The sequence below is a fragment of the Limimaricola soesokkakensis genome, from assembly GCF_900172345.1.
GTDB lineage: Bacteria > Pseudomonadota > Alphaproteobacteria > Rhodobacterales > Rhodobacteraceae > Limimaricola > Limimaricola soesokkakensis.
This window is the reverse complement of record NZ_FWFY01000004.1, coordinates 82136-97580: the sequence shown is the minus strand read 5'-3', so window position 1 is coordinate 97580 and position 15445 is coordinate 82136. Positions and strand designations below refer to the sequence as shown.

The following is a 15445-nucleotide window of genomic DNA, read 5'->3' as shown; positions in this document are numbered from 1 at the left end:
CTTTAGCGCCCGGGGAAGAGAAAAAGAGGGCGCCCAAGACCAATAACAGGGAGAGGACAAGACATGACGGACATGACTGCGGGAATCCCCGCGGCGGAAGGCGGGGCGCGCGCGCCCCTCGACGCCGCCGGGATGGATCCGAGGCTCTACAACGAGGACCAGCTGCCGACCACGGCGGCCGAGCGCACATGGGACTGGCTCGCCATCGCCGCGCTCTGGGTCGGCATGGTGGTCTGCATTCCGACCTACCTGCTGGCCTCCTACCTGATCAATTCCGGCATGAGCTGGGATCAGGCGGTGCTGACCATCCTCGCGGCCAATGCGATCGTGCTGATCCCGATGGTCCTTCTGGGCCATGCGGGCACGAAATACGGCATCCCGTTCCCGGTGCTTCTGCGCTCCTCCTTCGGACCGTCGGGCGCCAAGATCCCGGCGGTGGCGCGGGGTATCGTCGCCTGTGGCTGGTTCGGCATCCAGACCTGGGTCGGCGGCTCGGCAATCTTTGTGATCCTCAACACGCTCACCGGCGGCGCGCTGGCGGGTGAGGCGCTGCCCGTGCTCGGCATCAGCCTCGCGGAGTTCGTCTGCTTCCTCGCCTTCTGGGCGCTGCATCTCTACTTCATCAGAAACGGCACGGAGTCGATCCGCTGGCTCGAGACCTATGCCGCGCCGTTCCTGCTACTGATGGGCTTCGCGCTGCTGGCCTGGGCCTATTTCGCCGCTGGCGGCTTCGGCCCGATGCTCTCGACCCCGAGCGCCTTCGATCCCGGCCAGCCGCAGGAAGGCCAGTTCTGGGTGGTGTTCTGGCCGAGCCTGACCGGCATGATCGGTTTCTGGGCGACGCTGGCGCTCAACATCCCGGACTTCACCCGTCACGCCAAGAGCCAGAAGGACCAGTTCCTCGGCCAACTCGTGGGCCTGCCGATCCCGATGGCGCTGTTCGCCTTCATCGCCTCGGCTGTGACCTCGGCGACGATCGTGATCTATGGCGAGGCGATCTGGGATCCGATCCAGCTTGCCGAGCGGATGGGCGGCTTCTCGATCATCATCGCGCTGTTCGCGCTGATCGTGGCGACGCTGACCACCAACCTCGCGGCCAACGTGGTGGCGCCGGCGCACGGCTTCTCGAACCTCGCGCCGAGCAAGATCAACCTCAAGCGCGGTGGCTACATCACCGCGGGCATCGGCATCGCCATGTTCCCTTGGGTGCTGGTCAACCACATCGTCGGCTGGCTGATCGCCTATTCGGCGCTGCTGGGGCCGATCGCGGGCGTCATGCTGGCGGATTACTACCTGCTGCGGAAGACCAAGCTCGAGGTGAAGGACCTGTTCCGGATGGACGGCATCTATTCGGGCCGCAACGGCACCAACTGGGCCGGGGTCGGCGCGCTGGTGATCGGCATCCTGCCGAACCTGCCGGGCTTCCTCGCCGGTGTCGGCATCACCGCCGGCACCTCGGACTTCTTCGCCACGATCTACACCTATGCCTGGTTCGTCGGGCTGTTCGTGGCTGGCGCGGCCTACCTCGTGCTGTCGAAGATCCTCAACAAGTGACGCCATGCGCGTGACGGGCCGGGGCGGCAGGTGTCGCCCCGGCCTTTTCATGTCCGGAGACAGGAGAAGACGACATGCCCAAGGCCTACTGGATCGCCCATGTGACGGTCACCGACCCCGAGCCCTACAAACTTTACGCCGAAGGTGCGACGCAGGCGTTCCGCGAGCACGGTGCGCGGGTGCTGGCGCGCGGCGGCCGGATCGAGGCGCTGGAGGGCGAGAGCCATCCGCGCAACGTGGTGATCGAGTTCGACTCGATGGAGGCCGCGCTCGCCTGCTACAATTCCGACGCCTATCAGGCCGCCAAGCGCCACCGCGAAGGGGCGGGCATCGCCAACATCATGATCCTCGAGGGCGCGCCGGGCTGACCGGCGTCGGGCGCGGTCATTCCAGCCGGTAGGGCAGGTCCTGCCGCAAATCCGCGTCCACCTTCAGCCGCCCCTCGAGGGGCGGCACCGCGCGCTGGTGGCAGTTCGTGCGCTCGCAGATCCGGCAGGAGATGCCCACCGGCTCGAAGGCCTGGGCCGAAGCGAGGTCCATGTGGTCGGCATAGACCAGCTCGCGCGCATGTTTCACCTCGCAGCCCAACCCGATCGCAAAGCGCCGTACCGGCGCGCCCCAGGCCCCGCCGCCGCCGCTGATGTCGCGCGCCAGCGACAGGTAGCGCACCCCGTCGGGCGTCTCGGCCAGCTGGCGCAGCCAGCGCGTCGGCGTCTCGAAAGCCTGATGCACGTTCCATAAGGGGCAGGCGCCGCCATAGCGGGCGAATTGCAGCTGGGTGGCGGAGTGGCGCTTGGTCACCGTGCCCGCCTGATCGACCCGCACGAACCAGAAGGGCACGCCGCGCGCGCCGGGGCGCTGCAGGGTGGAGAGCCTGTGCGCCACCTGCTCGAGGCTGGCGCCGAACCGCTCGGCCAAGAGTTCGAGATCGTGGCGTGTCACCTGCGCCGCGTCGAGGAAGGCACCATAGGGCATCAGCGCCGCCCCCGCGAAATAGTTGGCCAATCCGATCCGGGCGATGTCACGCGCGGTGCCGATCTCGAAGCGGCCGAGATCGAGCGTGGCCTCGATCAGCTCCCGGTGCTCGATCAGGGCAAGCTGCACCAGAAGCTGGAACCGCCGGGTCGCGCGCGGCGCCCGGGACGACAGGGTGAGGCTGCGGTTCTCGGCGTCGAAGCGCCGCAGCGGCGCCTCGGCCACCTCGCGCAGCGTGATGCCGCGCGCTTCGAGCGCGCGCGCCGCCGCCTCGGGTGCGTCCTGCCCCTCGGTCGCAGCGCGGCGGGCGAATTGCTCGGCGGCGCGGTCGATCGCGTCGATGTAGTTGTCGCAGTAATGGAAGAAGTCGCGCACCTCCTCCCATGGCGAGGCGGTGGTGCCCGCCCGGCCCAGCGCCTCGTCGAAGGAGGCAAGGCGATCTTGGGTTCGGCGATAGGCGGCGTGCAGGTCGAGCAGGGCGCGCGCCACCGAGGGGGCGTTGGCAGCGACCATGCGCAGGTCCGAAAGCGGCGGCTGCACGCCGCTCAGCACCGGGTCGGCCAAGGCCTCGCGCATATCCGAGGCAAGGCGGATCTCCTCGCCGGAGGTCAACTCGGTTACGTCGAAACCGAATTCGCGCGCCAGCGCCAGCACCACGCCGGCCGAGACGGGGCGGTTGTTGTTCTCCATCTGGTTCAGATAGGGCAGCGACACCCCCAGCCTTTCGGCAAAGCGCTTCTGGGTCAGCCCGATCCGACCGCGCAGCTCACGCAGCTGGGTCCCGGCATAATGCTTCTGAACCGCCATCACGCCCCACTTTGCTGATTTGCATAAATCCTGCTCTGCATAATGCCGAATTTGCAAATTCGCGCAATCTCGCTGGGAGGAGGCGGGGCGTTTTTCCTATGGTGGCGCGCGAAGGAGAACGCCGATGCAAGAGATTTTGCGCGAGCTCGAAGAGCGCCGCGCCTCGGCCCGGATGGGCGGGGGAGAAAAGCGGATCGCGGCGCAGCACGCCAAGGGCAAGCTGACCGCGCGCGAGCGGATCGAGCTGCTGCTCGATGAGGGCAGCTTCGAGGAATACGACATGTTCGTGGCCCATCGCTGCACCGATTTCGGCATGCAGGAGAGCCGACCCGCGGGCGACGGCGTCGTCACCGGCTGGGGCACGGTGAACGGCCGGATGATCTATGTCTTCAGCCAGGACTTCACCGTGTTCGGTGGCTCGCTCTCTGAGACCCACGCCCAGAAGATCTGCAAGATCATGGACATGGCAATGCGCAATGGCGCGCCTGTCGTCGGCATCAACGACTCCGGCGGCGCCCGCATCCAGGAGGGCGTGGCATCGCTCGGCGGCTATGCCGAGGTGTTCCAGCGCAACGTGCTGGCCTCCGGCGTTGTGCCGCAGATCTCGCTGATCATGGGCCCTTGCGCCGGCGGCGCGGTCTATTCGCCCGCCATGACCGACTTCATCTACATGGTGAAGGACTCCTCTTACATGTTCGTCACCGGCCCCGACGTGGTGAAGACGGTGACCGGCGAGGTGGTCACCGCCGAGGAGTTGGGCGGCGCGCTGACGCACGCCCGCAAGTCGAGCGTCGCCGACGCGGCCTTCGAGAACGACGTCGAGGCGCTCCTAGAGGCGCGGCGGCTGATCGACTTTCTGCCGCTCAACAACCGCGAGAAGGCGCCCAAGCGTCCCTTCTTTGACGATCCCGCGCGCGAGGAGCCGAGCCTCGACAGTCTGATCCCCGCCAACCCGAACCAGCCCTACGACATGCGCGAGCTGGTCACCAAGATCGCGGACGAGGGCGACTTCCTCGAGATGCAGGCCGAGTTCGCCAAGAACATCCTCACTGGCTTCATCCGTCTCGAAGGCCAGACCGTCGGCGTCGTCGCCAACCAGCCGATGGTGCTTGCAGGCTGCCTCGACATCGACTCGAGCCGCAAGGCCGCGCGCTTCGTGCGGTTCTGCGACGCCTTCGAGATCCCGATCCTGACGCTCGTGGACGTGCCGGGCTTCCTGCCGGGCACGGGGCAGGAATATGGCGGCGTGATCAAGCACGGCGCGAAACTCCTCTTCGCCTATGGCGAGGCGACCGTGCCCAAGGTCACCGTCATCACCCGCAAGGCCTATGGCGGTGCCTATGACGTCATGGCGTCCAAGCACCTGCGCGGCGACGTGAACTATGCCTGGCCCACCGCGCAGATCGCGGTGATGGGGGCCAAGGGCGCGACCGAGATCCTGTACCGCTCCGAGCTGGGCGATCCGGACAAGATCGCCAAGCGCACCAAGGATTACGAAGACCGCTTCGCCAATCCCTTCGTCGCCGCCGAGCGCGGCTTCGTCGACGAGGTGATCATGCCGCGCGCCACCCGTCGCCGCACCGCTCGCGCCTTCGCCGCCCTGCGGAACAAGAGCCTCGAGAACCCGTGGAGGAAGCATGACAACATCCCGCTCTGAGGCACGCCCGCCGTTCCGCAGCCTGCTCGTCGCCAATCGCGGCGAGATCGCCTGCCGGGTGATCCGCTCCGCCCGCGCCATGGGGATCGAGACCATCGCGGTGCATTCGGTGGCCGACCGCGACGCGGTGCATGTGGCCATGGCCGACCGCGCGGTCGAGATCGGGCCTGCGCCCGCGGCGCAGTCCTATATCGCCATGGACCGCGTTCTCGACGCGATCGAGCAGACCGGCGCCGAGGCCGTGCATCCGGGCTACGGCTTTCTGTCGGAGAACCCGAAATTCGCCCGCGCGCTGGCCGAGCGGGGCGTGGTCTTCGTCGGCCCCCCGGCCGGCGCGATCGACAAGATGGGCGACAAGATCGCCTCAAAGAAGATCGCCGCCGAGGCGGGGGTCTCCACCGTGCCCGGCCATATGGGCCTGATCGAGGATGCCGATGAGGCGGTGCGGATCGCGCAGCAGATCGGCTACCCGGTGATGATTAAGGCCAGCGCCGGCGGCGGTGGCAAGGGCATGCGCATCGCGCATGACGACCAGGCGGCGCGCGAGGGCTTTGAGGCCTCCAAGCGCGAGGCGGCCAGCTCGTTCGGCGACGACCGGATCTTCATCGAGAAGTTCGTCGTGGGCCCCCGGCACATCGAGATCCAGGTGCTGGCCGACCGGCATGGCAACTGCGTCTATCTGGGCGAGCGCGAATGCTCGATCCAGCGCCGTAACCAGAAGGTCGTCGAAGAGGCCCCGTCGCCCTTCCTCGACCCCGAAACCCGGGCCGCGATGGGCGCGCAGGCCTGCGCGCTGGCGCAAGCGGTCGGCTACGAGAGCGCCGGCACGGTCGAGTTCATCGTCGATGCCGATCGCAACTTCTACTTCCTCGAGATGAACACGCGGCTGCAGGTCGAGCACCCGGTGACCGAGTTGATCACCGGCATCGATCTCGTCGAGCAGATGATCCGCGTGGCCGCGGGCGAGCCGCTGCCCTTCGTGCAGGACGACATCAAGCTCAATGGCTGGGCGATCGAGAGCCGGCTCTATGCCGAGGACCCGTATCGCGGCTTCCTGCCCTCGATCGGGCGGCTCACGCGCTACCGCCCGCCGCAGGAATTCGCGTCCCAAGCGGAGGTCGTGCGCAACGACACCGGCGTCGCCGAGGGCGGCGAGATCTCGATGCATTACGACCCGATGATCGCCAAGCTCTGCACATGGGCGCCCGACCGCGAGCGCGCCGTCGATGCCATGGAGCGCGCGCTCGACGGCTTCGAGCTGGAGGGCATCGGTCACAACCTGCCGTTCCTCTCGGCGGTGATGGCGCATCCGAAGTTCCGCTCGGGCGAGATCCATACCGGCTTCATCGCCGAGGAATGGCCCGAGGGTTTCTCGGGCGTCGATCTGCCGCGCGACACGCTGCGCCGGATCGCCGCCGCATGCGCCACGTTGCAGCGGATCGAGGAGATCCGTCGGGCCCGGATCTCTGGCCGGATCGATCACCACGAGCGCCGCGTCGGCGAGGCCTTCGTGGTGCAGGTTGCCGGCGAGAGCCACGCGGTGACGCTGAAGGCCGGGGAGGGCGCTACCGACGTGCGCTTCGAGGACGGCACGCTGCTGCGGGTCGCGGGCGACTGGACCCCGGGCGCACGGCTGGCGCGGCTCACGGTCGAGGGGACGGATACGGTGCTGAAGGTCGAGCCGCGCATCGCGGGGTTCCGGGTGCGCCATCGCGGCGCCGATCTCGACGTGAAAATCTGGACCGCGCGGCAGGCCGAACTGGCGGCGCTGATGCCGGAAAAGCAGGCCGCCGATACCTCGAAGCTGCTACTTTGCCCGATGCCGGGCGTGGTGGTGCATGTCGCGGTCGAAGAGGGGCAGGAGGTCGAGGAGGGCCAGCCGCTCTGCACGGTCGAGGCGATGAAGATGGAAAACGTGCTGCGCGCCGAGCGCAAGCTCAAGGTCGCGAAGCTGCACGCGGCGGCCGGAGACAGCCTCTCGGTCGATCAGACCATCATGGAATTCGAATGAGCCTGGGAGGGCCATGACATGACCGAGAACAGCGACTCCCGTGCATCATGGGCCGCGCGCGCCCGCAAGGAGCTGAAGGGCCGCGATCCCGAGAGCCTGACGCGCGACATGCTGGAGGGGATCGCGGTCAAGCCGGTCTATGACGCGGGCGACCTCGAAGGGCTGTCGCATCTGGGCGCGATGCCCGGCGAGGCGCCCTATGCGCGGGGCGTCCGCTCGACCATGTATGCCGGTCGGCCCTGGACGATCCGGCAATATGCGGGCTTCTCCACCGCCGAGGAATCGAACGCCTTCTACCGGCGGGCGCTGGAGGGTGGGCAGCAGGGGGTTTCGGTCGCCTTCGATCTCGCCACCCATCGCGGCTATGACAGCGACCACCCCCGGGTCGAGGGCGATGTCGGCAAGGCCGGCGTGGCGATCGACAGCGTCGAGGACATGAAGATCCTGTTCGACGGCATCCCGCTCGACAAGGTGTCGGTCTCGATGACCATGAACGGCGCGGTGATCCCGATCCTCGCCAATTTCATCGTCGCGGGCGAGGAGCAGGGCGTGCCGGTGGAGAAGCTCTCGGGCACGATCCAGAATGACATCCTCAAGGAGTTCATGGTCCGCAACACCTATGTCTATCCGCCAGAACCCTCGATGCGGATCGTGGCGGACATCATCGGCTACACCGCGGACCACATGCCGAAATTCAACTCGGTCTCGATCTCTGGCTACCACATGCAGGAGGCGGGCGCCGATCTCGTGCAAGAGCTGGCCTTCACTCTGGCCGACGGGCGCGAATACGTCCGCGCCGCGATTGCGCGCGGCATGGATGTCGACCGCTTTGCCGGGCGGCTCAGCTTCTTCTTCGCGATCGGCATGAACTTCTTCATGGAGGCCGCGAAGCTGCGCGCCGCTAGGCTGCTGTGGCACCGGATCATGGAAGAGTTCGAGCCGAAGGACCCCAAGAGCCTGATGCTGCGGACCCATTGCCAGACCTCGGGCGTGTCGCTTCAGGCGCAGGATCCCTACAACAACGTCGTGCGCACCGCCTACGAGGCGCTGTCGGCGGTGCTCGGCGGCACCCAGTCGCTGCACACCAACGCGCTCGACGAAGCGATCGCGCTGCCGACCGATTTCTCGGCCCGCATTGCCCGCAACACCCAGCTGATCCTGCAGGAGGAGACCGGCATCACCGACGTCGTCGATCCGCTGGCGGGGTCGTATTACGTCGAGCGGCTGACCCACGAACTGGCCGAGAAGGCCTGGGCGCTGATCGAGGAGGTCGAGAGCTTGGGCGGCATGACCAAGGCGGTGGCCTCGGGCATGCCCAAGCTTCGGATCGAGGAGACGGCGGCCAAGCGGCAGGCGCTGATCGACAGGGGGGAGCAGGTGATCGTCGGCGTCAACAAGTACCGCAAGGAGCGCGAGGACCCGATCGACATCCTCGACATCGACAACGTCAAGGTCCGCGACGGGCAGGTGGCGCGGCTGGAAACGATCCGGGCGACCCGCGACCAGGCGGCCTGCGGCGCGGCGCTGTCGGCGCTGGAGGAGGTCGCGCGAGGGAATGGCAACCTTCTGGAAGCGGCGGTCGAAGCGGCCCGGGCGCGCGCCACGGTGGGGGAGATCAGCATGGCGATGGAAAAGGTCTTCGGCCGGCATCGGGCCGAGGTGAAGACGCTGGCGGGCGTCTATGGCAAGGCTTGGGAAGGCGACGAGGGCTTCGAACGGATCCAAAAGGAAATCGCCGATTTCGCCGCGGCCGAGGGTCGCCGTCCGCGCATGCTGGTGGTGAAGATGGGTCAGGACGGGCACGACCGCGGCGCCAAGGTGATCGCCACCGCCTTCGCCGATCTGGGCTTCGACGTCGACATGGGGCCGCTGTTCCAGACCCCGGAGGAGGCGGCGCAGGATGCGCTCGACAACGACGTGCACGTGGTGGGCATCTCCAGCCAAGCCGCGGGGCACCGCACCCTCGCGCCGAAGCTGGTGGCCGCGCTGCGCGAGCAGGGGGCGGGCGAGATCCTCGTGGTCTGTGGCGGGGTGATCCCCGATCAGGATCACGAGATGCTGAAACAGGCCGGCGTCGCCGCGATCTTCGGTCCGGGCACCAATATTCCCAAGGCGGCCTCGGAGATCCTGTCGATGATCTCGAAAACTGGCAGCTAGCGCAGGGCCTTGCTCGGTTCGTGGCTCAGGTCACCTCGCGAGTTGGGAATGCTCGCGGGGTGCCGGTTACCTGGCAGCCGGTGTCTCGAAAAATGGACAAATCATTCGGATCGGCTGATGCTCCCCGCGGAGAACGACGATTTCGCTGGCGTGTTGGACCGGACCGACATCATCGCCGACATGTCCTGAAAGATAGCGGCCCCTATGCCACGGTGGGCCATGGCATGATCCACAGGCTCACGCCGGGAAGCAGACTCCGGCGCACCGCGTTTGGCATGGCTCGAAACACTCACAGCTCTGACATCACAATGGGCTGGCCGGTGTGGGCCGAGGGCGGTGCCATGCTCTTCATACGTGCTGATGATAGTGGTCTGGCCCCCCGAGCAGGCCCGACGCGCTGCTTCATCAGCGGGACCGAGGCAGCCCGTATCGAGCGACAGGTTCCAAAGGCATCTGCCCATACACCCACTTGATTGAAAGACCGCTCCGACAGTGTCTGGGGCAGCTCTCCAAGGTAGAATGTCTGCCATTAACGAACCGGTAAGATTCACCGCTCAATATCAACGCCGAGCACTGCACGAAGGGCCTGCAAGGCCTTTCAGAGCCGCAACGCTGCACGAAGCAACGACCTCGACGGCGTCTAGAACCTCTACGGTCCGAAGGGCGTGGTTTCCAGCTCGATGGGGCTTGCAGTCCGCGATGCTACGGCATCGCCCTCGCCCCGATCCGGGCAGTGAGCCAAGGCGTCCCGAGGTTTTCGGCGCCTCATGTGCACATGACGATCTTGTGGCCTAAAGGTCATTGTGCGTCAGAGAGGAAACAGTCTTGGCGCCTCCGCCACAGAAATGCCCGACTTCCCTTCGACATGTTACGGAATTCAGCCTGAACCATCGGATCTGATGGCCGGCATTGGACAAGATGGGGAAGGCACGATGCAAAATTGGGCAATCATGGGCAAACTGGCATGCGCTGGCTTGGCCCTTGCCATGAGCGGAGTATTTGCGGGCGGCGCCAAGGCCGATGCGGCGGCGGTCGATGCGCTCGCCGAGCGTGCTGCCGCCGCGATCGGGCGACTGCACTCCAATGCGCAAAGGGCGCTGGTGACGGTCGCACAGGACGAGGCCTTCGCCGACTATTTCCATACTCACGAATCTTCCGAACGGCACCGCCACAAGTCGCGGATCGACGAGGTCTCGCTTGCCACGCAGGACAAGTTCCATGTGGAGGAAATGTGCCTGATCGACCCGCAGGGCGCTGAAATCTCCCGCATCGTCGGCGACGAAATCGCCCATGATCTTGCGACCGATGAGGCCGATGCGCCGTTCTTCGCGCCCGGCTTCGCGGCAGATCATCGACAGGTCTATACGTCGCCGATCTACCTGTCGCCGGACGCGGATAAATGGGTGGTCGCCTATGTGACTCCCGTCTTGGTCGATGGGGACAAGCGGTCGATCCTGCATTACGAACACGCCTTCACGGCTTACGGCGACATCCTGCAGCGGCTGGCTGCCAATGATGAGGGCGAGATCATGATCGTCGCCGATACCGGGCATGTGATCTTCGACAGTCGCCGCGAGATACCGACCGAGCGGGTCGGTGAACTCGAGGACCGGGACGATTATTTCGAAGGCTTCGACTTTGCCGGTCTCGACCTCGCGGGCTTCCGTCAGGCGATCGGTCAGGATGCCACCCGAGGGCAGGGCCGCATCACCGGCCAAGATGTGGATCGCAATGCCGCGTTCCGGGTCGTGGGTCCCTGGACCCTCATCGGCTGGCAGGATCTCTGAGCATGGCCAAGGCCATCCCTGTCGCTCGCTGGGCGCAGGCGGGGTTGCGCCTCAAGGTGGCGGCCATGCTGTTCACCTGCGCCCTCGTGTCGCTCGGAATTGGCACATTGGTTGCCACCTATTTCGGAGAGCGGGCGCTGCGGGCGGAGGTCGCGGACAAGGCCACGCGTACCCTCAACGCCGACATGCTCGATCTGGAGCGTTGGTTGGACCGCGCGATGTATGACCTGACCACGCTCGCCGAGACGAACGTGATGCAGGACGTCCTGATCGCCGACGGCATCGGCGAGATCGCCCGGTCGCTGGCGGCGATGAGGACGCGATATCGCGAGTTCGCGGCATTCGTGGTGACCGACGAAACCGGCGCGGTGATCGCGGCCGAGGGAGCGGATCTGAGCCTCGGTCAGGATCTCGACATCGACCATCTGGACCAGAGCCTCGCCGGGCTTCCGGTCGTGGGTGGGTTCGACGCGCATCCTGGCCTTGCCGACGACTCCTTTCTGTTCAGCGTGCCGATCCGGGCCGAGTATGACCAAAGCACCGTGATCGGGGTGCTCTCGGGCACGATCGGCATGGACCGGCTGCGCGAACAGCTTGCCCGCGTGCAGATCGGCGATGAGGCTCAGGGCTCCGAGCGCGCGTTGCTGCTACGCAATGGCGAAGGGCGGCTCCTCTACCGCACCGGTTCGGAGGCGGCCGACGAAATCGTGCAGCGCCTTCTTGCTGCGGTGGAGGGAGTCGCGCCGGGCGAGGCTCTGGTGCGGGATCAGGGCCCCGATCTGGTCACCTCGGCGCAGTTTCCCGCCGAGAGCCCGTTCGCACATCTCGAGTTGCAGATGCTCTCGGGCGTGACCGAGCAGGCGGCTTTTGGCAGCATTGCGCAGCTCAAGCGCACTCTCACTCTGACCACAATTTTCCTCGGGTTGACGATGCTGGTCTTCGGCTGGATCGCCTCGCGCGGCCTGACCGATCCGATCACCGCCATGAGCGCGGCGATGAACAGATTGTCGATGGGTGCGCGAAACGAAAGCCGGACGCCTGACGTGGCTGAGCTGATCGCGCCTTCGATCCTCGATCGGAAGGACGAGATCGGCCTGCTGGCCCGCAGTTTCGACGGGTTGATCACACAACTCGCCCAAGCCCGTGCTCGTCTGATCGAGCAGTCCGAGTTGGAGATCGCCAAGCGCAACATGCGTCTCGACGCCGCGTTGAACAACATGTCCCAAGGCCTTTGCATGTATGGCCCCAAGGGCGAGCTGGTCGTGCACAATCGCCGCTTCGAGGAGATCTACGGCCTGCCTTCCGGGGCTCTCAAGCCGGGCATGAAGATCGCGCAGATCCTCGAGGTCGTGAACAGGGCGGGGCATGCCACCGAGGCACAGGATGCCGACTTCATCTCGCTCCTCACGCGGCGCGACAGTGACCGCGAGACCTTGACCCACCTTGCCTCCACCGGCGACGGTCGGTCGGTATCGGTGTCCTGCGTGCCAATGCCTACCGGCGGCTGGGTTGCCACCTTCGAGGATGTCACCCAGCGCAAGCGCGACGAGGCCCGGATCGAACACATGGCGCATCACGACGCGCTCACCGACCTCCCCAATCGCTTGCTGTTCACGCGCCGGATCGAAGAAACCCTTGCGGTCGCGGCGCGCGGTCGGCAACACGCCGTGCTCTATCTCGACCTCGACCACTTCAAGGCGGTCAACGACCTGCACGGCCATCCGACAGGAGACGAACTGCTCCGCCATGTGGGCGCGCGGCTGCGTGGTTGCCTGCGTCCCTCGGGCGTGGTCGCGCGGCTCGGCGGTGACGAGTTCGCGATCGTCGAAAGCGACATCGCGTCGGGCGAAGAGGCGCGCAAGCTGGCGGAACGCATCATCGAGGAGATCACCCGACCGTTCGAGATCGCCGGCCACCAGGTTGCGATCGGCACCAGCATCGGTATCGCGCTCTATCCCGACGACGGTGGCGACGCCCAGACGCTGGTCAAGGCCGCGGACATGGCGCTCTACCGGGCCAAGGCCGATGGGCGCAACGGCTTCCGTTTCTTCGAGCAGGAGATGGACAGCTCGATGCAGCAACGCCGGATGCTCGAACGGGATCTTCGCCTGGCTTTGCAGAATGACGAGTTCGAGGTCCACTACCAGCCCATCGTCGACATGGCGACGGGCCGGGTCAGCTGCTTCGAGGCGCTGCTGCGCTGGACGCATCCCGAGCGTGGCGCGGTGTCGCCCGCGGAATTCATCCCGCTTGCGGAGGAGATCGGGCTGATCGGCGAGATCGGTGCCTGGGTGCTGCAGCGCGCCTGCGACGCCGCTGCCGGCTGGCCCGCCCACGTTCGCATCGCCGTCAATCTGTCACCGGCGCAGTTCCGCTCGCAGCTATTGCTCGATCAAGTGGCTCAGGCCCTGTCGCAGGCCGGGCTGGACCCGCAGCGGCTGGAGCTGGAGATTACCGAATCCGTTCTGCTGCGGCAGAGCGAACTCGTGTTGTCGATCCTGAAACAGCTTCGCGGGATGGGTGTGCGCGTGTCGATGGACGATTTCGGCACGGGCTACAGCTCGTTGGGTTATCTGCGCTCCTTCCCATTCGACAAGATCAAGATCGACAGATCCTTCATTCGCGATATCGAGAAGAGTGGCGACGCGCTGTCCATCGTGCGGGCCATCACCGGGTTGGGGACGAGCCTAGGGATGACCACCACTGCCGAAGGGGTCGAGACCTTCGAACAGCTCAACCAACTGCGCTCCGAGGGCTGCAATGAAGTGCAGGGCTTCTACTACAGCCCGGCGGTCCGGCTCGACGCGGTCCCGGCGCTGCTCGACGGCATTGGCGCAGATCACCACGGCAACACATCGGCGGCATCGAATTCGAGACCGAAGCGGATCCCGGCCTGATGGGTTATATCGCCCCGTAATACATGGGCGCCTTCCTCGCCGACTTCGAGGCAAGGTGGCCATGACGTAGTGCGACCTGTGAGGGGCCGTATGCAGCGGATGCATCACACCCCCGCAAGTCATCGCGGTTCATGAACCCGCAAGTCATCGCGGTTCATGAAGATGACGCCGGGCGGTACTCGAGGATTGTTGCCGCGCGGTTTGCCGTAATTTTGGGGAAGTACGGCTAAGAGGCGCCATCCGCGCCTCAGTCAGCGGCTAGAGATTGCTCGCTCCACCGCTCGTCTTTCGAGCTCTGAATCATGCCTCAGTAGGCATGGCTACTGAGCCTAGGCACGATCAGCGGAACGCCAAGCGTATCATCACGCAGTGGTCGAACATGCCGTCAGGGTCGAATGAAGACGTCTCCCGGGGCCTGGGGCAGAGCTTCGGCGAGATCGTTCAGGCTATCGATCAGGAGTTGCGCCGCATAGCGCGGGTTGTGGGCGTGGGCGCCCCCGTCTTTCGCGACGAACTGGTAGTTGTAGGCCGCGCGCAGCAGCCGAGGCGTCCAGCTGGCATAGCGATTGTCGCGCGCGATCTCCTCCTCGACGGCCAGACCGTCGCCGTCGAGATCGGTGAAGAAGTAGGGAAAGCTGTCCGGCGCGTAGAGAACGGCCGCGTCGGTGACGGTCTCGGCGTAGAGCATGATCATCATGCGCAGATGTTCGTGCAGGGCTTCGATCTCAGAGGCGATGCCTTCGGCGGTGTCGCCGTCGCTGTCCAGATCCGCCGCACTGGTCCGGATGGCACGGGAATCCGCCACACCTGCGTGACAGTCCGTGCAGTCGGCGATCTCGATCGCCGTGTCATGCGCGCCGTGGCAGCCCGCGCAGTCGTCGAAACCCGGAACATGCGCGAAACGTCCCGCATAACTCCGGCCCGGGTATTCATAGCCGCCGCCGACCTCGGCACCCAGCAATGTCGCCGCAGCCGCGGAATAATGGACATTGATGAAGCTCAACTGGTCCGACACCTCGTCATCGCCGAGATCCGCGACGGCCGTGTCTACGTCCTCCCCGGACGCGCGGCCTTGGTGACAGACCGCGCAGACCGCCATGCCCGGCCCAAACGAGATCGCCGCGCCGGAGGGGAAGGGCAGGGTGGTGAGCGACGCCGCTTCCGGGGCGTGACATGAGGTGCATTCTATCAAATCCCCCGTGGGGACGGGATGGCTGATGACGCCCGCGGCGGTCATCGGCGAGGCGAGGTAGGCCCTGAAGCCCGTGGTGGAATGGCACGCGGCGCAGGCGCCGGGGATCTCGCCCTCCTCGTCCCAGTGGCGGAATGCTTCCGACATGGCGTCGGCGTGGCCCGACGCCATCCAGTCCGCGACGATCTCTTCCGGCGTGGGTTCGATGTCTTGGGCCAGTGGCCAAACTGGAACGAGACTGCCGGTCAGCAACGCGGACAGCAGGAAAGCAGGGCGGCGCATGGGGTCTCTCCGACGGGCTGGGGCCAGATGTCTTGATGATGCGATGCAGGGCCCCGTCGAGCCTTGATCGAGATCAAGGCGGCGGCGCGGCGGTTGTCCGATGCAGGGAGGAGAAGCCGCCCCGGA

General features: G+C 66.1%; 9 protein-coding genes. 7 read left to right on the top strand and 2 right to left on the bottom strand.

Going from position 1 to position 15445, the window contains the following annotated elements:
- Positions 1–63 precede the first annotated feature (63 nt).
- Positions 64–1554, top strand: a complete 1491-nt coding sequence (locus LOS8367_RS08095) for an NCS1 family nucleobase:cation symporter-1 (protein ID WP_085895993.1) — start codon at positions 64–66, stop codon at positions 1552–1554.
- Between the two features lie 74 nt (positions 1555–1628).
- Positions 1629–1922, top strand: a complete 294-nt coding sequence (locus LOS8367_RS08090; RefSeq protein ID WP_085895992.1) for a DUF1330 domain-containing protein — start codon at positions 1629–1631, stop codon at positions 1920–1922.
- 16 nt (positions 1923–1938) lie between these two features.
- Here LOS8367_RS08090 and LOS8367_RS08085 read toward each other — a convergent pair whose 3' ends face one another.
- Positions 1939–3336, bottom strand: coding sequence for a helix-turn-helix domain-containing protein (locus LOS8367_RS08085; RefSeq protein ID WP_085895991.1), 1398 nt, complete (start codon positions 3334–3336; stop codon positions 1939–1941).
- Between the two features lie 124 nt (positions 3337–3460).
- On the opposite strand from LOS8367_RS08085, the gene LOS8367_RS08080 reads away from it, so the two are divergent.
- From LOS8367_RS08080 to LOS8367_RS08060, 5 genes are all read left to right on the top strand, one after another.
- The gene (locus LOS8367_RS08080) at positions 3461–4993 is read left to right on the top strand and encodes an acyl-CoA carboxylase subunit beta (RefSeq protein WP_085895990.1); all 1533 of its coding nucleotides are present in this window, start codon (positions 3461–3463) and stop codon (positions 4991–4993) included.
- The gene (locus LOS8367_RS08075; RefSeq protein WP_085895989.1) at positions 4974–7004 is read left to right on the top strand and encodes an acetyl-CoA carboxylase biotin carboxylase subunit; all 2031 of its coding nucleotides are present in this window, start codon (positions 4974–4976) and stop codon (positions 7002–7004) included. The genes LOS8367_RS08080 and LOS8367_RS08075 overlap by 20 nt, the downstream gene beginning before the upstream one ends.
- A gap of 18 nt (positions 7005–7022) precedes the next feature.
- Complete coding sequence (gene scpA, locus LOS8367_RS08070) at positions 7023–9161, top strand: methylmalonyl-CoA mutase (RefSeq protein ID WP_085895988.1); 2139 nt, start codon at positions 7023–7025, stop codon at positions 9159–9161.
- 950 nt (positions 9162–10111) lie between these two features.
- A complete protein-coding gene (locus LOS8367_RS08065; RefSeq protein ID WP_085895987.1) occupies positions 10112–10948 on the top strand; it encodes a cache domain-containing protein in 837 nt (278 codons plus the stop codon).
- Between the two features lie 2 nt (positions 10949–10950).
- Positions 10951–13845, top strand: a complete 2895-nt coding sequence (locus LOS8367_RS08060) for a bifunctional diguanylate cyclase/phosphodiesterase (protein WP_085895986.1) — start codon at positions 10951–10953, stop codon at positions 13843–13845.
- Between the two features lie 385 nt (positions 13846–14230).
- Here LOS8367_RS08060 and LOS8367_RS08055 read toward each other — a convergent pair whose 3' ends face one another.
- Complete coding sequence (locus LOS8367_RS08055) at positions 14231–15319, bottom strand: polyheme membrane-associated cytochrome C (RefSeq protein ID WP_085895985.1); 1089 nt, start codon at positions 15317–15319, stop codon at positions 14231–14233.
- Positions 15320–15445 lie beyond the last annotated feature (126 nt).

What these genes read in the sequence shown, in the direction of transcription:
- LOS8367_RS08095 (WP_085895993.1), top strand. Translation starts at nt 64, where the DNA reads ATGACGGACATGACTGCGGGAATCCCCGCGGCGGAAGGCGGGGCGCGC.
- LOS8367_RS08090 (WP_085895992.1), top strand. Translation starts at nt 1,629, where the DNA reads ATGCCCAAGGCCTACTGGATCGCCCATGTGACGGTCACCGACCCCGAG.
- LOS8367_RS08085 (WP_085895991.1), bottom strand. Translation starts at nt 3,336, where the DNA reads ATGGCGGTTCAGAAGCATTATGCCGGGACCCAGCTGCGTGAGCTGCGC.
- LOS8367_RS08080 (WP_085895990.1), top strand. Translation starts at nt 3,461, where the DNA reads ATGCAAGAGATTTTGCGCGAGCTCGAAGAGCGCCGCGCCTCGGCCCGG.
- LOS8367_RS08075 (WP_085895989.1), top strand. Translation starts at nt 4,974, where the DNA reads ATGACAACATCCCGCTCTGAGGCACGCCCGCCGTTCCGCAGCCTGCTC.
- scpA (WP_085895988.1), top strand. Translation starts at nt 7,023, where the DNA reads ATGACCGAGAACAGCGACTCCCGTGCATCATGGGCCGCGCGCGCCCGC.
- LOS8367_RS08065 (WP_085895987.1), top strand. Translation starts at nt 10,112, where the DNA reads ATGGGCAAACTGGCATGCGCTGGCTTGGCCCTTGCCATGAGCGGAGTA.
- LOS8367_RS08060 (WP_085895986.1), top strand. Translation starts at nt 10,951, where the DNA reads ATGGCCAAGGCCATCCCTGTCGCTCGCTGGGCGCAGGCGGGGTTGCGC.
- LOS8367_RS08055 (WP_085895985.1), bottom strand. Translation starts at nt 15,319, where the DNA reads ATGCGCCGCCCTGCTTTCCTGCTGTCCGCGTTGCTGACCGGCAGTCTC.